This is a genomic window from Pseudolysinimonas sp. 10J20-29, assembly GCF_055809595.1.
In genome coordinates, this window is sequence record NZ_JBVVUF010000003.1 from 14,111 (window position 1) to 35,892 (window position 21,782).

25 protein-coding genes are annotated in these 21,782 nt (G+C 66.7%); 19 read left to right on the top strand and 6 right to left on the bottom strand.

The features are described from left to right. Window positions 1-3: 3 nt before the first annotated feature. On the bottom strand, window positions 4-276 hold the full coding sequence (locus AC0L6Y_RS12945; protein ID WP_473558774.1) for a hypothetical protein: 273 nt from the start codon (window positions 274-276) through the stop codon (window positions 4-6). A 5-nt stretch (window positions 277-281) separates the two neighbouring features. Continuing rightward, window positions 282-893 (bottom strand): DUF6668 family protein, encoded by a 612-nt coding sequence (locus AC0L6Y_RS12950; RefSeq protein WP_473558777.1) that lies wholly within the window; start codon window positions 891-893, stop codon window positions 282-284. Between the two features lie 260 nt (window positions 894-1,153). On the opposite strand from AC0L6Y_RS12950, the gene AC0L6Y_RS12955 reads away from it, so the two are divergent. After that, window positions 1,154-2,143, top strand: a complete 990-nt coding sequence (locus AC0L6Y_RS12955) for a hypothetical protein (protein WP_473558782.1) — start codon at window positions 1,154-1,156, stop codon at window positions 2,141-2,143. Between the two features lie 412 nt (window positions 2,144-2,555). On the opposite strand, the gene AC0L6Y_RS12960 is transcribed toward AC0L6Y_RS12955, so the two are convergent. Continuing rightward, window positions 2,556-5,096 carry a hypothetical protein gene (locus AC0L6Y_RS12960; protein WP_473558789.1) on the bottom strand — a complete coding sequence of 847 codons (2,541 nt, stop codon included), beginning with the start codon at window positions 5,094-5,096 and terminating at the stop codon, window positions 2,556-2,558. A gap of 262 nt (window positions 5,097-5,358) precedes the next feature. Between AC0L6Y_RS12960 and AC0L6Y_RS12965 the strand changes: the two genes are divergently transcribed. The 9 genes from AC0L6Y_RS12965 to AC0L6Y_RS13005 all read left to right on the top strand — a co-directional run bounded on the left by AC0L6Y_RS12965 (window position 5,359) and on the right by AC0L6Y_RS13005 (window position 13,092). Then, entirely contained in the window at window positions 5,359-5,805 is a 447-nt protein-coding gene (locus AC0L6Y_RS12965; protein WP_473558794.1) for a helix-turn-helix domain-containing protein, read from the top strand. 85 nt (window positions 5,806-5,890) lie between these two features. Beyond that, window positions 5,891-6,364, top strand: a complete 474-nt coding sequence (locus AC0L6Y_RS12970) for a hypothetical protein (RefSeq protein WP_473558797.1) — start codon at window positions 5,891-5,893, stop codon at window positions 6,362-6,364. Further along, the gene (locus AC0L6Y_RS12975; protein ID WP_473558802.1) at window positions 6,361-7,266 is read left to right on the top strand and encodes a M23 family metallopeptidase; all 906 of its coding nucleotides are present in this window, start codon (window positions 6,361-6,363) and stop codon (window positions 7,264-7,266) included. The genes AC0L6Y_RS12970 and AC0L6Y_RS12975 overlap by 4 nt, the downstream gene beginning before the upstream one ends. A 55-nt stretch (window positions 7,267-7,321) precedes the next feature. Continuing rightward, on the top strand, window positions 7,322-7,561 hold the full coding sequence (locus AC0L6Y_RS12980; protein WP_473558809.1) for a hypothetical protein: 240 nt from the start codon (window positions 7,322-7,324) through the stop codon (window positions 7,559-7,561). Window positions 7,562-7,822: 261 nt separating this feature from the next. Beyond that, a complete protein-coding gene (locus AC0L6Y_RS12985) occupies window positions 7,823-9,703 on the top strand; it encodes a hypothetical protein (protein ID WP_473558815.1) in 1,881 nt (626 codons plus the stop codon). A gap of 207 nt (window positions 9,704-9,910) precedes the next feature. Further along, window positions 9,911-10,324, top strand: a complete 414-nt coding sequence (locus AC0L6Y_RS12990) for a hypothetical protein (RefSeq protein ID WP_473558822.1) — start codon at window positions 9,911-9,913, stop codon at window positions 10,322-10,324. A 378-nt stretch (window positions 10,325-10,702) separates the two neighbouring features. Beyond that, window positions 10,703-11,638 (top strand): ParA family protein, encoded by a 936-nt coding sequence (locus AC0L6Y_RS12995; RefSeq protein WP_473558827.1) that lies wholly within the window; start codon window positions 10,703-10,705, stop codon window positions 11,636-11,638. Continuing rightward, window positions 11,635-12,252 carry a hypothetical protein gene (locus AC0L6Y_RS13000; protein WP_473558833.1) on the top strand — a complete coding sequence of 206 codons (618 nt, stop codon included), beginning with the start codon at window positions 11,635-11,637 and terminating at the stop codon, window positions 12,250-12,252. The genes AC0L6Y_RS12995 and AC0L6Y_RS13000 overlap by 4 nt, the downstream gene beginning before the upstream one ends. 453 nt (window positions 12,253-12,705) lie before the next feature. Then, window positions 12,706-13,092, top strand: a complete 387-nt coding sequence (locus tag AC0L6Y_RS13005) for a single-stranded DNA-binding protein (protein WP_473558838.1) — start codon at window positions 12,706-12,708, stop codon at window positions 13,090-13,092. A gap of 449 nt (window positions 13,093-13,541) precedes the next feature. On the opposite strand, the gene AC0L6Y_RS13010 is transcribed toward AC0L6Y_RS13005, so the two are convergent. Continuing rightward, on the bottom strand, window positions 13,542-14,378 hold the full coding sequence (locus AC0L6Y_RS13010; RefSeq protein ID WP_473558844.1) for a hypothetical protein: 837 nt from the start codon (window positions 14,376-14,378) through the stop codon (window positions 13,542-13,544). Window positions 14,379-14,686: 308 nt separating this feature from the next. On the opposite strand from AC0L6Y_RS13010, the gene AC0L6Y_RS13015 reads away from it, so the two are divergent. From AC0L6Y_RS13015 to AC0L6Y_RS13050, 8 genes are all read left to right on the top strand, one after another. After that, window positions 14,687-15,124, top strand: coding sequence for a DUF3846 domain-containing protein (locus AC0L6Y_RS13015; RefSeq protein WP_473558849.1), 438 nt, complete (start codon window positions 14,687-14,689; stop codon window positions 15,122-15,124). Window positions 15,125-15,176: 52 nt separating this feature from the next. Next, a complete protein-coding gene (locus tag AC0L6Y_RS13020; RefSeq protein ID WP_473558854.1) occupies window positions 15,177-15,644 on the top strand; it encodes an FmdB family zinc ribbon protein in 468 nt (155 codons plus the stop codon). 319 nt (window positions 15,645-15,963) lie between these two features. Beyond that, window positions 15,964-16,617 (top strand): DUF6349 family protein, encoded by a 654-nt coding sequence (locus AC0L6Y_RS13025; protein WP_473558862.1) that lies wholly within the window; start codon window positions 15,964-15,966, stop codon window positions 16,615-16,617. Between the two features lie 361 nt (window positions 16,618-16,978). Beyond that, complete coding sequence (locus tag AC0L6Y_RS13030; RefSeq protein ID WP_473558867.1) at window positions 16,979-17,941, top strand: DNA-processing protein DprA; 963 nt, start codon at window positions 16,979-16,981, stop codon at window positions 17,939-17,941. Between the two features lie 61 nt (window positions 17,942-18,002). After that, window positions 18,003-18,314, top strand: a complete 312-nt coding sequence (locus AC0L6Y_RS13035; protein WP_473558872.1) for a hypothetical protein — start codon at window positions 18,003-18,005, stop codon at window positions 18,312-18,314. 380 nt (window positions 18,315-18,694) lie between these two features. Next, window positions 18,695-19,075 (top strand): single-stranded DNA-binding protein, encoded by a 381-nt coding sequence (locus AC0L6Y_RS13040; RefSeq protein ID WP_473558879.1) that lies wholly within the window; start codon window positions 18,695-18,697, stop codon window positions 19,073-19,075. Between the two features lie 76 nt (window positions 19,076-19,151). Next, window positions 19,152-19,583, top strand: a complete 432-nt coding sequence (locus AC0L6Y_RS13045; RefSeq protein ID WP_473558882.1) for a hypothetical protein — start codon at window positions 19,152-19,154, stop codon at window positions 19,581-19,583. Then, window positions 19,583-20,170 (top strand): hypothetical protein, encoded by a 588-nt coding sequence (locus AC0L6Y_RS13050; RefSeq protein WP_473558883.1) that lies wholly within the window; start codon window positions 19,583-19,585, stop codon window positions 20,168-20,170. Before AC0L6Y_RS13045 ends, AC0L6Y_RS13050 begins: the two co-directional genes overlap by 1 nt. Here AC0L6Y_RS13050 and AC0L6Y_RS13055 read toward each other — a convergent pair. Further along, window positions 20,167-20,382, bottom strand: a complete 216-nt coding sequence (locus tag AC0L6Y_RS13055; RefSeq protein ID WP_473558886.1) for a hypothetical protein — start codon at window positions 20,380-20,382, stop codon at window positions 20,167-20,169. The two genes, AC0L6Y_RS13050 and AC0L6Y_RS13055, sit on opposite strands and share 4 nt — an antisense overlap. Continuing rightward, window positions 20,379-20,825 carry a hypothetical protein gene (locus AC0L6Y_RS13060; RefSeq protein WP_473558890.1) on the bottom strand — a complete coding sequence of 149 codons (447 nt, stop codon included), beginning with the start codon at window positions 20,823-20,825 and terminating at the stop codon, window positions 20,379-20,381. Before AC0L6Y_RS13060 ends, AC0L6Y_RS13055 begins: the two co-directional genes overlap by 4 nt. Before the next feature lie 361 nt (window positions 20,826-21,186). On the opposite strand from AC0L6Y_RS13060, the gene AC0L6Y_RS13065 reads away from it, so the two are divergent. Further along, a partial coding sequence (locus AC0L6Y_RS13065) for a recombinase family protein (protein WP_473558896.1) occupies window positions 21,187-21,782 on the top strand: 596 nt, incomplete at its 3' end.

A 21,782-nucleotide genomic window follows, 5' to 3' on the forward strand; every position in this document is an offset into this window, starting at 1 on the left:
GCCTCAGCCCAGGAAGACGGTCACGATGCCGGCCGAGCCTGCAACCAGCACGAGCCCGCCCAGCACGGCGGCCAGCTTGCCGGCGAACTCCGGCATGCCGTTGCCGTGGCGATTCATGAAGAACAGGCCGATGGCCAGCGCGATCAGCCCGACGACGCCAGCGATCGCGGCCCCCCAAAACAGCCACGAGATGATCGTCATGATGTTCTCCGCGCCGGGAGGGGCCTCGGGTCCGGGGACGTCGATGAGCGGGAGTGTGGAGAGCAACTTCAGCATGGGTCTTACCTTTCGATCAGTTGAATGAGAGTGGAACGCAGCGAGTTCAAAGGCTTAGGTGTCGTGTCGTACTCGATCGATTGACCGAGGCGCAGTTCCTCGAGGTACGGAACGCGCCAATGCGCAGGCGCGCCGCCCTCGACGAGTCGGAGCATGTCCTTCAAGGGCTTCGGCAGTCGGCCAGGGGCGTCTGCGATCGTGACCAAGCCGATCATTTTGATCGGGAGATCCCCGGCCGCCCACTCGCGCAGTGCGAGTTGCGCGCGACGCAAACCGGGCATGTGCGTGCGAGCCACCAGCACAACCTGCGGCTCGAAGAACGGCGCCGAGGGTCCGTCTGGCAAGACGGGCCAGCCGTGCCCTGCCGCCATACCGTGTCCCGACAACGCGGCCGCGAGCGTGCTCTCGCCCGCGCCGCCATGCACTCCGACTACGTGCAGCATGTGCCCATGCCCCTTGGCGACGACGCGCGGCAGCGCTTCCCGCCCGTCGACCGGCGCAACGCCGGCCTTCCGCAGCGTGAGCGGGTCCGGCGGAGCGGGCGTGCGCATAGCCTTCAGCAGCGCGGCATCTCCAGGCAGCCGTTCCTCGACCTCGGAGATCTCGTCGCGCGGCATTCGGCCGCCGCACTGTGTGCAGAAGTACCCGACCTGTCCCGTCGCGTCACACGCTGCGCAAGTGTCCACGGTTTCCAGCGATCGTTCCCCCGTCGCTTTGCTCACCACTTCCCCTTCCCCCAGCTTCCTATGTTGTCTGACCCGAGAGACACCGAAGTGTCCGTACAGTGTGATATTACGCTATTGGGTACGATATTCTCTCGCCCATCCACAATCAGTCCAGCGAATACGCGAACTATGCTCGCAGCGGGGGGAAGAACATGACAGAAGGAACGGACACGGCCGTCGCACCGCGAAAGCGGTGGAAGATCGCGCTCGGTGTTGCAGCGGTTGCGATCGTCGTCGCCGGGGGCACCACAGGCGGCGTGGCGATCGCCAATGCGCACGCTGCCGAGCAGGAGCGCATCGCGCTCGAGCAGGCTGAGCTCGCGGCCGCGCGCGAAGCGTTTCGCGACGCTCGCGCCGAGGCCCAGCCGGTCGCCAACAACGTCAAGCTCTCGCTGGAGGCCGGCGCCGACCTCGAGGTCGACACGGAGGCCCTGGACGAAGCGCTCGATGCCTTCCGGCCGCTCGCCTATGCCGGCGTCGATCCGGCGTCGACCGCTTCGCAGCTCGACACCCAGACGGATGCACTCATCGCGGCACAGGCCGCTACCGAGGAAGCCTTCGCGGCATACCTCGCTGCGCTCACGGAGGCGTTGACCTCCGACGTCGACGCACTGAGCCTTGCCAGCTCGTCGACCACCGACGCCGCGAGCGAAGCGATCGAGGCGATCGGCGTCGACGGGGCAGCAGATGCGGCTCCACTGATCGCGGCCGCGCTGGACGCGCTGGCCAAGGCGAAGAAGTCGCACGACGACGAGAAGGCTCGCCGTGCCGCCGAGGAAGCCGCCGCATCGAGCGGAGGTGGCTCGTCGGGCGGAGGTTCGTCGAGCGGAGGCTACACAGGCGGTGGCTCGTCGAGCGGAGGTGGCTCGTCGGGCGGTGGCTCGTCGGGCGGTGGCTCGTCGGGCGGAGGCGGCTCGACACCGTACACCGACGCTCAGGCCATCGCCGCCGTCAAGTCGGCCTACGGCGACGCGATCTACGGACTCTCCGGCTCGTGCCTCGACATCAACTACGGCACCTGGGGACGCACCTCGACCCCGCCGCCGCCGAACCGCAGCAAGATCGCCTCCGGCGGATCGCTGCACTACACCGCCTACTCGACCGGCGAGGGCGGCTCGGTGCAGTACTACGCCTGCTACTGATTCCATCTCACGCCTTCCTGGCTACGGCACCCCTGGACTCCCTCAAGTCCAGGGGTGCCTTCCGTTAAGGCCCCGCCCCCGACTGCTGGCCTACTCCCTCAGTGATCTCGGCCAACCGTTCTTCGGGACCTTCCCGGCGCTGAGCTCGTGTACGAGCGAGGGACGGAGAGCAAGGGTCGGAGCAGCGCAATGGAGGGGACCCGCCGCTTGCGGTGGGGAGTAGGCCGTTCGTTGCGGAGCGCCCTTGTCGGAGGAACTGAGCGAGATAGCGTGCCCTGCGCGGGAAGGGTCCGATGGGGAAGTCGGGCGCGTAGCGCCTCCCCACTCGCGGAGCGGCGCGTAGCGCTTCGTCAACGACGAAGCGCCCCCGGTCGGCAAAACCGACCGGGGGCGCTCAGGTGCGTCGTTCCCTCTACGCGCGCACCTTCTGCCGACGCTGACCCATCAGCATGAGGGTCAGGCCCGCCAGCACCACACCGAGGGCCACCAGGGACCAGCTCTGCGGTGTCGTGCCTGTCACGGCGAGGGTCGGAAGCGTGGCTACCGTCACCTCGTATTCCGCTCCACATTCCCCCTTGTGGAGCACCTCGCCGTAACGGTCATAAACCGTCTCCACCCAGAAGTAGGTTCCAGGCTCGACGAAGCGGGTTTCCGGCGAACGATAGTCACCCGCTCCCGCGAGGTCGATCGGTTCGCTTTCGCTCGTGAAGACCCGGTTGTCCTCCAAGCAAACCGGCGCCGACGCATCTTCAGGCTGCTTGAACGCCTCGAAGATCAACGTCGCCCCGGTCGGCGTCGGTCCAACGACGCGGGCCGTGTCGGCCGCGCCGTCCAGCAGGATCGTCGCGGCCGGTGTCGCCTCCGTCGCGACCGCGAAATCAACCACTTCAGTGATCTCGGTCGGGTCGCCGCATTCGCCCTGTGCGATCAGATCGCCTTGGGCTGTCCGCAGGTAGGCGATCCAGCCGTAGTGCCCGAGCTCAGTGAACTCGACGGCGGGCGACAGGTAATCGCCCGGCGATTCCACCAGCACCGGGTCGTTCTCCGTCGACGCCACCAGGTTGCTTGCTTCGCAAACCGGTGCAGCCAGATCGTCCAGCTTGTAGACCTCGAAGGTCAGGAACAGATCCTGCCCTGCCTGCGGTCCGCCGATGGTCGCCACGTCCGTCGCGCTGTCACCGCTCGGAACCACCTCTGCCGCTTGCGTGCTGAGAGTCGGCGCGAGCACTCGCGTCATTTCCTCGGGCACTCCGAAGTCATCCTTCCAAGGAACGAAGGCTTCGTCGTCGCCCGGCACCAGCTCCCACTGCCACACGATGTAGCCGTTGGTCATCTGCGGAGCGACCAGGTCTGCCGTCGTGTACGCGCCAGGCGCGGTGATCGCGGGGAACTCACGTGTGGCCAGCACGACCGCCGAGGACGGCGGCTCCGCCGTCCTCGCGGGTGCCACGTCACCTTCGACCCAGTAGGCGGTGCCGATGTAGTGAGCCGGTGTCGGCGCACCGGCCACGGTCCACCACTCACCCGTCGCGCTGTCGTGCGACACCGTGAGCGTGTCTGCGACCGGCTGCCACAATCCGACTTCTGACGCGGTGACCTGCGTGACTGCATCGAGCGTGATGGCTACGGCGCTGTTCTCGGTCGCTACCCCGAAGTTGTCCGCCCAGCTGTAGTCGACAGGGATCATCGTCTGGGCGATCGGTGACTGGTCTTCGTACCGGATCTCCCAGACCCACGTGTAAAAGCCCGATGCCGTGGCCGCGAAGCCTGGGGGCGAGTCATACACGCCCGGCCCGGCGAGGGTGACCGCCGTCTGCCATGCGACCGGCGCGCCGGTCGGCACTGTCGCAGATTCGGCCGGTTCCTCCGTGAATGGGCCGTACAGGGTGCCCACCGCTTCGATCTCGAGGTACTCGCCCGACGAGAACTGCCGCCACGAGCCACCCGAACTGTCGCTCACCGTGGCCGTCAGCTCGTCGATGAAGTCCTCACCGGGCTCCAAGCGCGCGTCGTCGACGACCGTCGTCACGATCGGCTCGAACTCGAGCACCGGGTCCGTGACGTAGGTGGACGTGTTGAAGTTGATCGTCGTGGGCGTTGTGCGCCCCGGTCCTGCGAGCCGCTGCGCCGAGCCTGTGGTGTAGACGCCGATCTCGCCACGGTAGCCACCGCTCTGCGTCGCCGTGAACGTTGCAGAGGCCGTGATCTCGTACTTCTCCGTCTCGGAGTCCAACGGGATGCCCTGGATGGGAATCACGTCGCCGTTGTAGACCGTCGTTGTGTTCGCCGTCGTGCCGGCAATCACCGCACCCGACAGGTTCAGCGTCCCGACTGCGTTGCTGGGACTTGCTGACACCACCACCTGGCCGTCGTAGGAGTCGATCATCTGAATGTCGAGCGTGGCTGACCCGGACCCGCTACTCGCAGCGGAGATCGAGGACGCCTCCGACCGAATCGTCGCGAGTCGGTCGCGCACCTCCCACTGGTCACCCCCCGCCCGGGCCGAGTAGTAGATGTCCCCACTCATGCCATGCGAGTTGTAGACGACCGGGTCGGCAATGCTCCACACGTACAGGTGGACAGCCGCAGTCCAGCGGCGATCGCTGGACTGCCCGTAGGTCGAGATCGCCCAGTTCAGCCGCGCCAAGTTCGTCGCGCTGAGACTCCCCCAGCCCTGATAGTTGACGCTCCCGGTACTGCCGGTCGGCGCCGGCTTTTCGATCTCCAGGCAGTACACGTTCTTCCCGCCCGTCGACCACGCGCCCAGCGGACCGTACCCGATGTCGTAGTACGGGCCGTGGGTCGCAGCCTCGGCCGGATCGTCAGCCACAAGTCCGGTGAATCCGAGTGTGGCCGCAAGCAGCGCTGCAACAACAACCCGCCAGCGGGTCGCGCGCAACGGTGCAGTCAGACGTCTACGGGCTCGGTGCGCCCCCGTCTTCTTCCTGATCATCCCTGGTATTCCTTCCAGCTTTCAGAGCCACCAACGTGACTCTGTGAGGGAACTGCCGAGGGCGTGGAGGTCCGCCCCCGGCAGAGAACAACATGCGCCGGGACGGAGCTCGCAAGCGGCCCCGCCCCGGCCGTTGTCACCCCTCGCCCGGTTCTCGCGACCCGGTTGGGATAATGCGACTGCCAAGGCGCAATACCCCTTCGAGAGTGACGGTGTTTACTTTAGTGATATATCTACTCAATTTGTGCGATATTCTCTCGCCATGCCAGTACGTGAGTTCGAGATGATCGACCCTGCGTACTGGAGCGCCTTCCCAGAGGTGCTCTCCATGTCGGACCTGAAGCGGATCTTGCGGCGCGACAGCGATGCCGGCATCTACCGCACGCTCCACGACGGCAGCATCCCCGGCCACCATCTCGATCGCGCCTGGATCGTCTATCGCGATCCTGTGCGTCGAACGCTTGAAGCAGGCAAGCCGATCTACGACTTGCCGGATGCTCTGCTGGCCGATCTCCCCGAGGAACTCGACATCGACGCCCTGTGTCGTTTGACGGGCAAGACCCGCCAAACGAACTACGCCTGGATGCGGAAGGGCATCCTTCCTTCGCACCGGTTCGGCCGTTCCGTCCTGGCGTACAAGAGCGAGTTCGTCGAGCTCCTAACGCGCACGTCAAACTTGCCTCCCCCTTCCGACGCAACTACAACCTAAGCCGAACTCACTTAGTAGATTGCATCCAGGGGGGGATATGACGCGGAAAACTCGTTTTCGCACTAGCGCAGCGCTACTCGGCGCCGTGCTGGCCAGCGCGCCCCTTGCCGGATGCTCCGCCGATACGACGGCGGAGCCTTCCCTGGCCGCATCCCCACTCCCCCTGGAGACGGTCTTCGACCACGTGGGCGACAGCCACGACCACGGGGCGCTTCCCGACCCCGGCCCGTCGCCGGTCTGGGACGCCGAGGCGGCATCCGTTGCCACGGATACCGCCGAGCACGCCGTTTCCGTCTACCTGGACCGCGCACTCGACGACTCCGAATGGGCGGCCGCGCTCAGTCTCGTGCTGAGCCCTGCAGCCCAGACTGCGTTCGCCACAGTCGACCGCAGTCGCGTGCCAGCGGGCCGCGTTCTCGCGGCCGAGGTCGCAACACCGGGCGACTATCTCGCCCACGTGACTGTGACCAGCTCGAGCGGCACGTTCGACGTGCTGCTCTCGCGAGTGGCCGGCGACCAGCCCTGGCAGGTCGAGCGCATGACCCCGGAGGACTCATGATGCGCGGCCTCGCCCTCGGCCTTGCGGGCATCGCCCTGCCGATCGGCGGCATGGTCGGCATGATTCTGATGGCTTCATCCACCAGCACGTGCGCCTCATCGCCGGTGCTGGTCGACCTCACGACCGTGCCAGCCTCCGCTGGCCGCTTCGACTACGAACAGCTCTACAACGCTGCCGAAGTCGTGAACGCTGGCATCGCCTACGGCGTCAGCCCCGAGGCCCAGACGATCGTGCTCGCGATTGCGATCGCTGAAACCGACCTCGAATCCGACCTCTCCGACGTCGACGCGACCTACATGCAACTGCTCGAAGTCGACGAGTGGGACTCGATGGTCCCGTATCTCGCGGCGAACGCCGTGCGTGGCAACCCTGACCCGTACTTCTACGAAGCCGCCTACCCGGACTCCGTTGCCATCATGCATTCGTTCGGCTCGACCAGCGACGGGCGCTGCTCGCCCGGAGCACCAGGCGCCGTCAACGACCAAGGCTGGGCGCTCCCGGCCGCCGGCACCTTGAACGACGGGTACGGGCCGCGTGAAGTGATCTGCACCGGCCGTGCATGCTCGGGCGGATTCCACTACGGCATCGACATCAGCAACGAGCTCAACACCCCCATCTACGCGGCCGCCTCCGGCGTCGTGATCGCAGCCGGCCCCTACGGCACCTACGGCAACTGGATCGTCATCGAGCACAGCGATGGCATCCAGACCGTCTACGCGCACATGTGGGCGTCGGGTGTCTACGTCAGCCCTGGCCAGAACGTCACGGCTGGCCAGAACATCGGCGCGATGGGGTGTTCCGGGGTCTGCACCGGAACCCATCTCCACTTCGAGGTCCGCGATCACGGCGAACGAATCGACCCACTGCCCTTCCTTCAGTCGAAGGGGATCTACGTTGAGTGACCCGACACGCCGCCAAGGTTCGATACAGGGCCTTTTAATCGCGCATGATGGCGTCATGCCCGATTCCGTCGTTCGCAGAAACCGACGTCCTCACGGCGAGAGCGTCGTCCAGCTTCGCGGGAACGTCCGCGCTACGACGCACCACGACTTCGCGGAGGCTGCACACGCCTCCGGGATCTCCATCGGCCTCTACTTCGAGCTGCTGGCTGCCCAGCTGCGCGACCAGAACGGCGGCGACCTTCCGGTCCTCACGCCTGTCATCGACATTCAGGAGGACCTACCAGCAACCGCTTAACGAGTGCGGCCCGCCGCATAAGCGACGGGCCGAAAAGTCCCGCGGCCTTCACCTGAGAAGTTTGGCGACTGAACCAGGTGTAGGACCGATTTTCAACTGAGGGAGCCGGGAGGGACCGGCGCCTTTGCGTACCCGCCGAAGCAGGAAGGCAGGGCCATCATAACCGACACGCATGCGCACGCAATAGACGACGACGGCGCGGCGCGCCGCGCCGACGCCTGGGAGCTGACTCGCTCGATCAGCCCCCGTCGACGTGTCCGAGTGGCCACGGTCGACGCCACGGGCGTCGCCACGAACTCGTACTCGTGGACCCGCACCGTCGATGGGCCTGCCCCCACTTCACCGTGGGCGGTCAACCTGACCGACGACGCCGGCATGTTCCATCTGCTCGGCTTCGACCTCGACTCCAAGGACGGCGATGCTGCGGCCGACGCCGCTCGGCTCGAACTCGTCCTCTACGACCTCTCGATTCCGCACGTCCTGACGCGCTCTGGCCCCTCAGACGGCCGTCACATCTGGATCAGCCTCTCCGAGCCGATCGAGGCCGAGACCGTGGACATGCTCGCGCGGCTTGCGCAGCACGACCTGCCCACTCTTGACCTCAGCCAGCTGACGAACCCCGGCACAGGCGCGCTTCGACCGCCTGGCGCACCCCACCGCAACGGCGGTGAGTCGGAGATCCTCCGAGGATTCGCCAGCACGCTTGTCCACGGCACCGTTGACCGCTCCGACGTCGACCGTCTCCTGCGGTTCTTCATCGAGCGCCACGGTGTGCGCGTCACCCCCCGCGCCGAGCAGCAGTCGCAGCTCGGCGTGACGCACACGCCCGATGGAATGCCGCGCTTGAAGCGACCCAAGCGCCCGCTTACCGGCAAATCGGCGCAGCTCGTGGCCCACGGCGACGCGCGTCGCGACCGCTCCGCCACGCTCGCGGCCGCGCTGACTCGGTGCGCCCACGCCGGCCATAGCTTCGCTGACGTTCTTGCACTCGTGCCCCACTCCCCCGCGTTCGACCACATCCGCACCGATGCGGACGGTCGCCCGCGCGCTGAGCGCGCCCAGCTGGCGCTCCTGCAACGGCAATGGAGCCGCGCAGTTGCCTGGGCCAACGAGCACAGCGGCGAGCTTTCGGGCGATGACCCCGATTTCGACCAGCGCGCCCACACAATCGTCGCTCTCGTCCGCCAGCTCCAGGAGCGGGCCGACGCCGCACCTGGCCGTTGGGACCGCGCGCACACGCGCGCCAACGGCGGCCGAGGACGCTTCAGCGATCGTCTCGTGCTCGACGCCCTCTCGCTCATCGCCCTCAGAGCCCTTCAGCCGAGCGTGGATGCCTCCGCGCGCCTTCTGGCCTCCATGACCGGGCTCGGCCGCGAGACGGCCCGCACAGCGCTTCTGAGACTGCAAGACGACGGGTGGATCACCCATGACGGAGCATCAGACGGCCCGCACGCCTCGAAATGGCGCCTGAAGTCGTTCTCCACAGGCGCGGAAGCGCTAGATCGGTCACAAGTACCCCCGCCCCCCGCAGGCGCCGGGATCGCTCTCCGCTCAGCCGCCATCACCGCTCTGGAAGGGAAACTCGAAGCGCTCAACCACGATGTGTTCGCCGCCCCCCGCAGTCTGGGCCGCACCGCAGGACGGATCTACGCAGCACTCCCCCACGCGGAAGCCCTCACACCGTCCGAGATCGCCGTCTCTGCCGGTCTGAGCATCGCCACAGTCCGAACCTCGCTCCGTGAGCTCATCCGTGCCGGCATTGCCGACCGCGCCCGCCACCTGTTCCACCGCGTCGACCCCGATCGCCGTGCGCGAGCCGCCGTCGACCTCGACGTAGCCGGCTACCTCGAGGAGCGCCGTCAAAGGTACGCCGACGAACGCGCGGCCTGGCACTGGTGGCTTGCCGAACTCGAGCGCCGCCATGCGCGGCGCAAACCGCGCCGTCGCGGCCGCGCGGACCAGCCCCAGCTGTTCGCTGTGCCTGGCGCGGTGACCTACCCGATACACCCCAAGCGCCGACACGACGGCCGAGCCGACTTCGCCGCAGCTCTACGCCTCGTCCGTGCCGGTGCGCTGTCGGCACCCAGCGTTGATGCTCCCCAAAAGCGTGTCACCTTCGGTGGCATCCCCGAGGCGGCCTAGCCGCCACAGGGATGGTCGAGTGCTTGACGCACGGAGGCGCTTGAGTTTTGCCTTGTCGCTTCCGCAATCGTCGAGCCATTCGCACCTGCGGCAAGGGCGCTGCGCGTCACACGTGATGGCCTACGGCCACCCTTGCCTCCGGCACTCCCGGCTCTTGGGATTCCTCACGCCGACAGGCAAAACCACTGGCGGCAAAGGAGAGAGATTATGCACAAGGGACTTCACTTCGATCTGGCGGGAAACCTCTCGCTTGTCTCGGTCACGGCCGAAGACATCGACTCCGAGATCCACGAGCGGCTCGGATGCAAGACGTACACGATGGTGCACATCGACCGGCGTCTCGTCGCTGTCATCGACGCGCAGGGACCGGGCAACGGCCAGCGATTCAACTCCGAGTTGACGCTGTTCGTCCACAAGTTCGGAGTCAACCGCTTCATGTACGGCGAGGCGATCATCTTCCGACTCGACTTCGACGACGAGTACTCCAGCCTGCTCCCCGATGACGTGTCTCGGCTCGTCGTGCAGCACGCGGTCAGCACCGACCCGGAGTACAGCGCCGTGGTCGCACGCGAGGCTCGAACGCAGACGTCGACGAAGTTGCTTGCCGAAGCGCTTCGCTGACACAGTGCGTCCCGCCCCAGAGCTAGTGGGGCGGGACGCACTCCCAGTATCGCGGAGTCGCTTGCGACAGCCCCAGCAGACTCCCTCGTTGCGCTTAGTGCCATAATCCATGCCATACGGCGTGCCATACTTCACGCGGGACGGAGTGCCATACCGCAAGGGGGGCGACACGCCGGAACGCGGGCTAGCGCTATCGCGCGTGGCCCGCTTAGACTGGCAACAGGAACACCAACAGGCGATAGGGCTAGATCTCCTGCTGGCTGACCCGTCGTACTTCCCGCACTGCCGTCCACGCGGCGAGACGTGGGGGAGTCGGCTCAATCACACACACCATCGTTCATATGCAGCCGCACGAGCGGCCCAGCAAGGAGACTCGCAATGAGCATCGCACGCACCGTCGTTTTCGCCCAGGGCAAGGGCGGGGTCGGCAAGACCACCCTCACGAGCAATGTCGCCGGCCTCACCGCAGCCAGCGGCCGCCGCGCACTGATCCTCGACCTCGACCCGCAGGGCAACGTGGCACGCGACCTGGGCTACGAGCCCGACAGTGGCTCGCAGCTGTTCACCTCCCTTGTGAGCGGCACACCGCTCCCGCTTCTGCACGATGTGCGACCGCAGCTCGACGTCGTGCCCGGTGGCCCCGAGGTCGGGGACCTCACCGCCCTGTACCAAGCGCGCGCTTCGCGCGGGGGAGGGGAACTCGCTGACGTCCTGCACGACCGCCTCAGCGCGATCGCCAACAACTACGACCTCATCGTCATCGACACCCCTCCTGGCGACCGGGTGCTCGTCGAGGCCGCGTTCACCGTGGCGACGAGCGTCGTGATCCCGACGCGCAGCGACGAAGCCAGCATCGACGGCGTGAGTCGAGTCGCGGAGCGGTTCATCGCGGTTCGAGACAAGAACCCCTCGCTCCAGCTCGCCGGAGTCGTCCTGTTCGCGATCGCCAGCCGAACCGGCCGCCTCGAGCGCGACGTTCGTGCCGCTCTCGCGGAGATCCTCGGGGACGCGGCTCCTGTCTTCGACACTCGCATTCGTCACCTTGACTCCGCCGCTGCTGACGCACGGCGTCGCGGGCTTCTCGTGCACGAACTCGAAGATGCCGGCACCGAAGCCAAGCGTGAACGCCTCGCCACGCTGCGCCAGGCCGCCAAGCTCGACGACGCGGCTAAGCGCGAACTTCTCGCGCACGAGCGCGACAACAGCCTCTACGCCCGCGACACACGCGGTCTTTCGGAGGACTTCTCCGCGCTGACGCGCGAGATCCTCGTCCGCGTCAGCCAGCTCGAATCGGAAGGGAGCATCCCCGCATGACGAACCAGCAGCACCCTGCTCGACCGAACCTTGCCAATGCGTTCGGGGGGTCGAGCCGCGCCGCAGGACTGGGCGACCTGTTGCCGCCCCGTCCCGCACCTTCGACCGATCCAGCACCCGCATCGCCGCCCCCGGTGGCGACCCCCGAGCCGAAACCGGCCCAGGAAGCGCCTCGCGCGGCCGTCACGCCGCCCGCCACGCCTGCCGCGCCCGCTAAGCCGAAGCGCAACCCCAAGCCGCTCAGAAGCGAGCACACAGCCTCTGGGCGCGATGCCGAGAACGTCGCCGCGTACCTGGAGCCTGGGCTGCGCGAGATCGTCCGAACGGCAGCGCGAGTCGAGAACAAGACCTACGACGAACTGCTCGTCGAAGGCTTCGCTCGCGTCGACCTCGACGCTCTACGCGCCGAGTTCTCCGAGCCGCCCGTCGACGACAGCGGAGTCATGCCCGCTCGTCGCGTCGGCCGCCGCCGGAACTACCAGGGCATCCAGATGCAGCTTCGACTCGACGGTACCCAGCGTGCCTGGCTTGCCGAGCAAGTCGAGGCGTTCGGTGCCCCCTCACGCAGTGCCCTCATCGCCGCCGTGTTCCGGCTCACTCTCCAGGAGCGCTAGCGCGCCTTCACGCACTTCAAGTGCCCCGGTCGACTCTCTCCCGACCGGGGCACTTGTTCGTCGGCCTACTGGCACGACTCACATTGCAGCTCGTCCATTGGGTCAACAGGGACCTCGTAACCGTCGACGGGCGTGGTGCTGTTCATCTGAACCTCCGAGATTGAAGCGCCGGCCCCTGTGGCCGACGTGGGCCGATCAGCGGGGGAGTTGCACCGGAGGCAAGGGTGGCCGTAGGCCATCACGTGTGACGCGCAGCGCCCTTGCGTCTGGTGCGGCCCCCCGCAGGGTCACGGCTGTTGGGCACAGGTGCCGGCATCTCGGTCGATGAATCCTCGCCATTGTCAGGTGCTTGCGTCAGGATTGCACCAGCCGCGACGCAGCGCGGCGCATCGGCCCACAGGCCGATGTCGGGGGACGCGGCCGTCTTTGCCGCGAATGAACAGAGGGGGAGCAATGCCCATTCCGATTCAGGTCACGGTCGCTGGCAACCTTGCCAGCGAGCCTGCCGCCGTCGACGCGGGCAAGGCCCGCGTGACGAAGTTCCGGCTGCTCGAGAACACCGGGGAGTACCGGCAGGGCGAGTACGTCCAGCACGACGAGCCGACAAGCTACGAGGTCGAAGCCTGGTTCGACCTCGGCGCCAACATCGCCGCCTCGGCGCTCGCCACCGGCACGCGCCTTGTCGTCGTCGGCCGCCAGCGCACCGAGAAGTACACCAACAAGGACGGCGTGGAGGTCTGGCGCTCCATCATCAAGGCCGACACGGTGGCCGTCGACCTGAGCTACGCCCAGGTCGACCAGATCACCAAAGCGGCACGAGGTGACTCAGCCGTCGTCTGAGCAGTCGGCGGCACCGAGTGGGGGAGTGGGTTCCAAGCGGAACCCACTCCCCGCTTTCATGCTCTCGATCGCTACGGCGACGCCGCACCGATCGCCACGCAGCCATCAGGCGTGCCGTCGTGACCCCTGGACGGATCTCGGCATCCCGAGCTGTCAGAGACTGCCGCACACTCCACCCACGCTCCAGGGCATGCGCGGCTCTTATCCTCCGGCGCTTCGCTTGTCCGGTACGCCCCGATCCCGAGCGCGCGCTTCACGTGCAGCTGTGCGTCTCTCGCTCGATCTACTCGATCAACCACATCCAGGAGGTACTCATGAACGACACCACGCAGATTGACGGCTACGCGGTCCCGCTCGATCCGATGGACGAGCTGCAATGCGAGTCCTGCCAGTAGCCAGCCAGAAGGCCCGCCCCAGAACGGGGCGGGCCTTCATCCTGTGCACGAACGTCAGCGGGAGAGCTCTGGACCCTCTGCGGGGCCGTCAGGCCGCTGTCTGAGCCCGTTCCGGGGTGTCCGCCCCAGTGGCGCTTCCGCAGCTGGTGCAGCGAAGCCTGCGGCCGCGAGAGCCTGTGCAGACGGCGCGCTCTCCGCCACCAAGCGGCGAAGCCCCGGCGAAAGCAACGTGCCAGCCTCGGCTCGCTCCTTCATCAGCTCGTCGACGCGCGGCGAACCGATCAACGTCGCGTTCTCGTCCTGCCTCAGAACGCGCCGTCCGCCTTCCCTGTCGATCGCCAACGGGCGATTGGTGCCGAAGTCCCATCCCATCGCGGCTGGTTCTTCGTGCAGGTTCATCACGTCGATGCCGTACCGCAGCACGATCGTGTAGCGCGCGACCTGCTCCGCGCGCCGAAACTCGTCGTGCAGGAAGGTCGGCCCCGCCGAGCGGACCGTCTCCCACACGTTCACCATGTCGGTGTGGTCACACAGCGCGAAATGGCCATCGCGACCGAGCGCCGATCGCAAGTAGATCAAGTACGCCGAGTGATCCTCTGCCGCCGCTTCGGCGAGCTGCTCCGCCATCTTCGAGCCGGGCGTCGTCGTCAGATCGAGCGAGTACCACCGATCCGAGCGCTCATCTCCGACTCGCGCCGCCGCCGCGAACTGCGCCCGCAGCTCTGCGAGCTCGTCAGCGATCGGACGCTGCCCTGGTCGAAGCGGCTCCGATGCCGACTGGGCACGGGACCGCAACCGCCACTCGAGAGAGCGGCGCATCGAGAAGGTATCCGCTGCACCGCTGATCTCGTCTGCGGACAGTCGATCGTCGTCGTCGTAATCGTCGCTCATCGTTCCCCCACCCCAACTTGAGGAAAAGACTACGACGGCGCGCCGACGCGGCGCACCCACTGTCGGCTGACGCCGGCTGAACCCACCCCCGCGCCCACGGTCGCGGGGGACTTTCCGTGCCTTCCTGGTGTTCGATTTTGGCTCGCTCCGGTCGCTACGTTCCGGCTTTCGCTATTTGCAGACTCCGGCCTTCGGCCTCCGCTTAGCAACCACTCAAGCTCGGCACTCCGCTCCCTCCCGCTCACCCGTCATCTCTGCACCAGGAAGGCCCGGAAAACAGTCGCACCGCCAAACCCAAGGAGAGAACAATGCCCAAGATCGTCGGACGTGTCGTGACCCCGTGCGGAGAGATCATCCCCGTCGAGTTCGATGCAGGCCAACTGCTTCCCCAGATCAACGCGCAGCTCAAGAGCCGTGCGTTCGACATCGTGAGCCTTGACGACAACATCAGTTGCTTCGTCGACGACGAGGGACTGCTCGATGCGGAGAAGCACTTCAATCTCCCGCTCTCGCTCATCTCGACTGCCCTCGGCACCCCTCAGTTGCTGTTCGGTCGCGGTGTCCTGCTCGGGAGCAAGGGACCGGAGACGGTCGGGCTCAGCGAGGCGCAGATCGCGCGCATCGAGGACTACGCCGAGTTCGGCCCTAACAGGGAGGTTCTCGCGAAGGTGCGCGAACTGCTGAACGACCTCGGCCCCGGCGTGGCGTCGCACCTTCTGGTGACCGGCCAGATCAACGACTACTGAAACCCACCGGGGGCGGCTCGCGCCGCCCCCGGCCAACCACGGAGGAAACACGATGAAGGCACGAGATCTCACGTTCGCGCACATTGGCACGTTGATCAGTTGGGCAATCCCCGACTCGAACGCGCTCATCGAGGACCGAACCGACGCAGCCGAAATCGGCTTCATTCTGTTCGACGGCACACACGTCACGCTCGGCCTGCGGCCGCCCGGAGACGATGCCGAGCAGTTCGAGGAGTACGTCCTCCCCGCCGACCACGAGGTCGCCATCACCTTCGATGGTGAACCGTGGTCCGAGCCAGCACCGTTCGCCAACCAGTTGCTCGGGCTCAGGCTTGAGCCGACGATCGCCATGCGCGACGGCCGGCAGCAGGTCTTTCAGTGCGCGCAATGCGGCACTCTCGCCGTGAAGTCATCCCTGGCCGACGGTCCGCTCCGTCGTTGCCCCGCATGTTCGGCAGACACCTGGTGGAAGCAGAAGCTTCCCGTGCAAGGGCTGCACGAGGCCACGAGCCATCCCTGAGCGCCAGGGCCGGCTGACGGCCGCCGACAGAGGTCGGCCGTCAGCCGGGGCGGCGCCGTGAGCTCACGTCGCCGATCGTCGGCTATCGCCGGCAGATCCAGCAAGCCCTGCGGCGCTGCCGCAGGGCTGTTTCCGTGCCTTCCTGGTGTTCGATTTTGGCTCGCTCCGGTCGCTGCGTTCCGGCTTTCGCTATTTGCAGACTCCGGCCTTCGGCCTCCGCTTAGCAACCACTCAAGCTCGGCACTCCGCTCCCTCCCGCTCACCCGTCATCTCTGCACCAGGAAGGCCCGGAAAACGGTCGCACAACAAGGAGAGAGCAATGAGCCAGATCGCGTTCGACATCGACACGATGATCCGAGAGATCGAGATCGCCCAGTTGCCCGAGTGGCAGGGCATGCCGACCCGAGGCTTCACGACCGCCTACTACAGCGTGGCCGAGCACGAAGCGATGCTCGAGCGGCGCAAGGCCGAAGGTGGGCACTACTCCGACTACCGCAACGCCTGGGGGCGAAGCCTCTGCCTCGACGTCGTCGGAGTCACCGAGGCCGGGCACACGTTCAAGGCGTACACCGCCGACCTGCGTTGCCGGTGCTCCTTCGACTACCGCACCGTGAGCGAGTTCGAAGCAGCAGGGAAGTGCCGGTGCGTCGGCGCATACCTGACCAAGGTCATCTGCGACGGATGCGGCTGGCACTACATCGGTAGCGAGAAGGAGGCAGTCAAGGCGTGGCACGACCACGCATTCCCCGGCTGGCGCGACCTGCCGCTCCTGCCCAAGAAACTGCGCGGGAGCATGGGAAGCCGGCGCATGACCGCCGCGATGCAGAACTGGTTCGACAAGAACTACCCGCCCGAGTTCCAGACCACGCTCGCGCCGATCGTCACCGCTCGCGAGCAGATCGGTTCCCGGTCGGTTCCCAACTACAGCCCCTTCGGCGGCTTCGACATCGGCATCGTCACCGACGCCTCGTGACACCGAGCGTCACCAGCGGCCCGGATGCAAAGCCGGGCCGCTGGGCGACCCGGCGGCCGACGACGGAGGTCGGCCGAGAGATACACCGCGCGGCACAGCCCCGCGGGGGGCCGACGACGGAGGTCGGCCCATCGAGCCGCGCCCAGAGCGCGGCACATCCTCCTAGAAGCTGCCCTTCCGCACTGCCGACGCTACGGCGCTCTAGTCGCTCCGTGCTCGGCCCTCGCTATTTGCAGACTCCGGCCTTCGGCCTCCGCTTAGCAACCGCTCGCGCACTCACACTCCGCTCCCGCCGCGCCATTTCATCTCTGTGCCGGAAGGGCAGCTAAACAGTCGCACCACCAAACCCAAGGAGAGAGCAATGCAGGAGACAGTGACGATTCAGGACTCGATTCGGGACGATGCCACGGCGTCGGTCGCGCCCACCGAGGGTGACGCTCGACTGGGGGAGCGCTTCGCTCGCGCGGCACTCAGCCGAGTGCTGGGAAGCCTCGACACGGACATTCTTGGCCTGGTCGCAGACACCGACGCCGAGGGCGTCTTCGAGCACATCTACAGCGGGAAGTCCATCAACCCCGCAGATCGGCTCCGGTTCGAGTCGCTGGCGTTGATCGACGGAGTGATCGTCGCGATGCGCCGAGCGGCACGCATGGGGGGCAAGTTCATCATCCCTGGCGACCAGGCATGGCCGACTGTCCTCGACGACCTCGACTCGGAGATCCGACCGCTCGGACTGTGGGTGCGTGGCAACGAGACGTTGCTGGCCAACCCGCAGAACCGACTCAGTGTGGCAGGAACGCGCGCAGCCACCGCGTACGGCGAGATGGTCACCACCGAGTTCGTGCAGGACTTCGTCGCCAACCACGGAACGACCATCGTCGCCGGGGGAGCGTACGGAATCGAAGGAATCGCCCACCGGGCCGCGATCGCTGGCGGTGGCTCGACCGTCGCCGTCGTCGCCGGAGGCATTGACCGGCTCTACCCGAACGGCCACCAGGCCCTGTTCGAGCGGGTCGAGAAGTCGGGTGTCATCGTCACCGAGTACGCACCCGGTTCCGCCCCGACTCGCGCTCGGTTCATCGCCCGCAACCGCCTGATCGCCGCACTCGGTTCGGCAGTGCTTGTGCCGGAAGCCGGCCTCCGGTCGAGCGTGCGTGGCCTCGTGCAGCAGGCGAACGAGTTGGGCCGACCGGTCGGAGCCATCCCCGGTCCGATCACGAGCGCCGCTTCCGCAGGCGGACACGACATGGTGCGCGCTGGTGAAGCGCGCCTGGTCACGAACGCCGCCGAGGTTCGGGATCTCGCCCCGAACGCCTGGCAGTAGTCACCAACCGGTGGGCGGCCGCAACAGGCGGCCGCCCACCCCAAGCCGAAAGGAACCCACCATGACCCTCAACACCGAATCCGCAGCTCGAGGTCGACTCAGCGCGCCGACCTTCTACGGCAAGACCGACTTCGCACCGAGCGACGGAGCCACCGAGCTCGTCGTGACAGCCCTGTCGTCTGCCGTCGACGACAACACCGCAGTCCTGGCCATCGACATGATCGGCGCGCGGCGCCTGAAGATCGTCGTCAACGGAGGCGATGTCGCCACGATCGACATCGCCGAAGGCATGTGCGACTTCGCGCAGAGCGACGGCAGCCAGTTCTACATCGACACCGGCATGCCGATGACCAACGAGCCCGACCTGGGGTGAACGTGGACACCGCGCGGGGCGCGCACCCTGATTGCGCTCAGCCCCGCGCGGTGCGCGGGCAACTGCCGGCGACGGAGGCCGGCAGTTGCGAGCGGCGCTGGATTTCGCGCCGCAGGGACCGGCGACGGAGGCCGGTCCAGCGAGCTCGCTCCAACGAAGTTGAACCGAGCACAGCAATCCTCAAAATAGCCGCCCTTCCGCACTGCCGACGCTACGGCGCTCTAGTCGCTCCGTGCTCGGCCCTCGCTATTTGCAGACTCCGGCCTTCGGCCTCCGCTTAGCAACCGCTCGCGCACTCACACTCCGCTCCCGCCGCGCCATTTCATCTCTGTGCCGGAAGGGCAGCTAAACAGTCGCACCACCAAACAAAGGAGAGAGCAATGCAGGATCAGATCACGGTTACCGGATTGGTCGCCACGACCCCGCGCCACATGGTCACGCAGAACGACACGGCGATCACCTCGTTCCGCCTCGCGTCGCTGCAGCGCAAGTTCGACCGGGACACCAACTCGTGGGTCGACGGCCTCACGAACTGGTACACCATCTCGTGCTTCAACCAGCTCGCGATCAACGTGCAGGAGTCGATCCAGAAGGGCGAGCGCATCGTCGTTCAGGGGCACCTCCGCGTGCGTGACTGGGAGAGCGACACGAAGACCGGGACGACCGTCGAGATCGACGCCATCGCTATCGGCCACGACCTCACCTACGGCACGGCGCGCTTCACCCGCACGCGCGCTCAGGCCGCCGCCAGCGGCGAGTAGCCGCCGCACACATATCCCCTGGGGGCGCATGACGCCCCCAGGGGATATCCCAACCACCAGATCAGGAGAAACCACCATGATGCTCGACTTCGACGCGATCACCCCCGCAACGCCAGCCTGGGCCGAGGCGTGCTTCTACTGCACCCCTGATTCGCTCGGGTGCTACGACGAGGCTCGCCACCTCCACTCGCACCTGCCGTTGCAGTGCGCCGTGTGTCACGAATGGTCACCGAATCGACTGCTCTTTGAGATGAGCCACGGCGTCAACCTCGGCGCTTCGTGGGCGGCCCGCGCGCTGCTTTGCACGAACCTCGCGCTCCGCCTAAACCACCTCGGCTACGCCCTCCGCAAAGGGCACACCCCGGCCGCAATCGACCTCACGCCGATCGACCTCGGTTGGCGTATCGCACCAGACGGAACGCAGCTCGCACCGTTGACCTGGCCCTCTGCCCCGGAGCCTGGTGAACTTTCAGGAGGGGCTGTACTTATCGAAGGAGTTGACCACTGATGCCACTTGAGATCCACTCGCAGCGCGGACTCACGATCACCGCCATGCTGCTTCCCGATGCAGACCGATACTGGGTTGCGGCGAGGACAGACTTCCCCTCTTTTGAGCACCCCGACATCACCGACAATCATCAGCGGCACGATGACCAGGATGATCTCGACTGGCGAGCCATCGGTGACCTCATCTGCCAGGTCACCGAGGCGATCATGAACGGCAGTGCGCAACAGCCGTTCGCGATCACTCCGATTGAGCTCGGGAAGATCGAGCGGCAGATCGTCCGCTCGTGGATGGCCGGAGGGGCACAGGTGACAGGCGACCCCGTGACTGATTCCTCTCCGTCCGAGCCGCAGCTGGTTGACGGCCGGCACCGCTTGGCAAACAGCTGGGGGGCACAGCCGGGCCTACTGCTCCCCATCCGCTCAGGCGCGCTCTACTACTACGACGACGCGGTTTATGCAGGCGAGTTGGAGCAACAGAAGATCGCCGCGCAGGGTGCTTCCGTGGTTCTCTCCAACGCTCCGGCCGCGATTCTCGCTCGCACGCCGCAACACCGCGCCGCGTTGGTCGAGGCTGCGCACATGCGCTAGGCGAACGGTCCCGTCCCCTCGAGCCCGAGCAACAGACCCGACCGCAGCCGCCGCACCTTGTCTGCATGCTCCAGGGTCGCAGTGTCGTCGAGCGCCAGGTCGCGCAACGTTGACTCGTAGGCGGCCAGGCTCGTTGCGAGGATCTCGAACGTGTCGTCTTCCAGCAGGTCGATCCTCACCAGGCGCTGGCCGCGAGCGACCTTCGCGCTCATCGGCTCAGGTCGGACTCGACAGCCGGAGACTGATGGCCCGCGCGCTCCGCGCGCGGCGCGGCCGCAGCGCCAGGCGCCGCAGCCGCAGGCGATGCGAACCCCATGCCCGCGACGGTCGCCGGCGACGTCGCCGCTGGCGACCCGACCCGGCGCGCTTCTTGCGTGATCCACGCAGCGACCTGTGCTGGCTCGGCATCCAGGCCCAGGTTCGAGCGGACCGCCTCGCGGCCGCCGTCGACGTCGAGCCACCACACCGGTTCGGCCTCGTCGGCAGGGGAGATCATCGCGCGATCGTGCGGGTCATCCTCGCCGCCGCGCGAACCCAGGTCGATCTGCAGCTCGAACGAGCCGCCCATGTCTGCATCCAGCACGACTGGGAAGGGCATCTCCGCCGCTACCTTCCGCACATGCTCGTCGACCATGCCATGTTCAATCTCAGCCACGATTTGCCCCCTCAGACCCTCGGCTTGCCGACAGGCTACCTGGCACCGATGACCACCGGGAAGGTCGATCTCTGCTTGTGGAGCGATCCCGCAAGGGGATCGCCATGCGGGACGAGTTTCCGCGTGCCCGGTGTCTCTGGACGTGTCAAGCGCATATGACCCTGATCAAAGGACTGATGTGCCTAGGGGCACCGTGGTCGAAACCCCGCAAATTGACCTGTTCGGTGGCAGGAATGACATGTCTAGTGGCAACGGACAGTGTGCATTCGGCGCGCCGGAGACCTCGCGCTCTCGCTTCCCGTATGACCTGTCCGTATAGTTTCCCGTATGAGGTCGCTCAAACGGGGCGGTGGAGGTGGCGATGGATGACCTGCTGATTGGGTACGCGCGCGTCTCCACCAAAGAGCAGGACGTGCAGCCCCAGGTGGATGGACTGCGGGCGCTGGGAGTCTCGGCCGAGCGGATCTACCTCGATCCGGGACTCAGCGGCCGCACCCGCGATCGCCCCGGCCTTGCTCAAGCGCTAGCCGCCTGCCACTCCGGTAGCACGCTCGTCGTGACGAAACTTGACCGGCTCGGGCGCTCGCTGCTCGACCTGCGGGACATCCTGGCCGAAGTCGAAGCCAAGGGTGCACGGCTCAACGTCGGTGGCGCGATCTACGACTCGCGCGAGCCGACTGGGAAGCTCCTGTTCTCAACACTGGCGATGATTGCCGAGTTCGAGTCGGACCTCATTCGGCAGCGCACGCGCGAAGGCATGGCCGTCGCGCGCAGTCGCGGCCGGCTTCGCGGCAAGCAGCCGAAGCTATCGCCCAGGCAGGACGCCACGCTGTTGCGCATGTTCGAGTCGGGGGAGTATTCGGCGGGCGAATTGGCCGAGACGTTCAAGGTCGGGCGCAGCTCGATCTACCGCGCACTCGACCGGGCGCGTGCTGCTGAAATCTCGCGGGGGGTTGA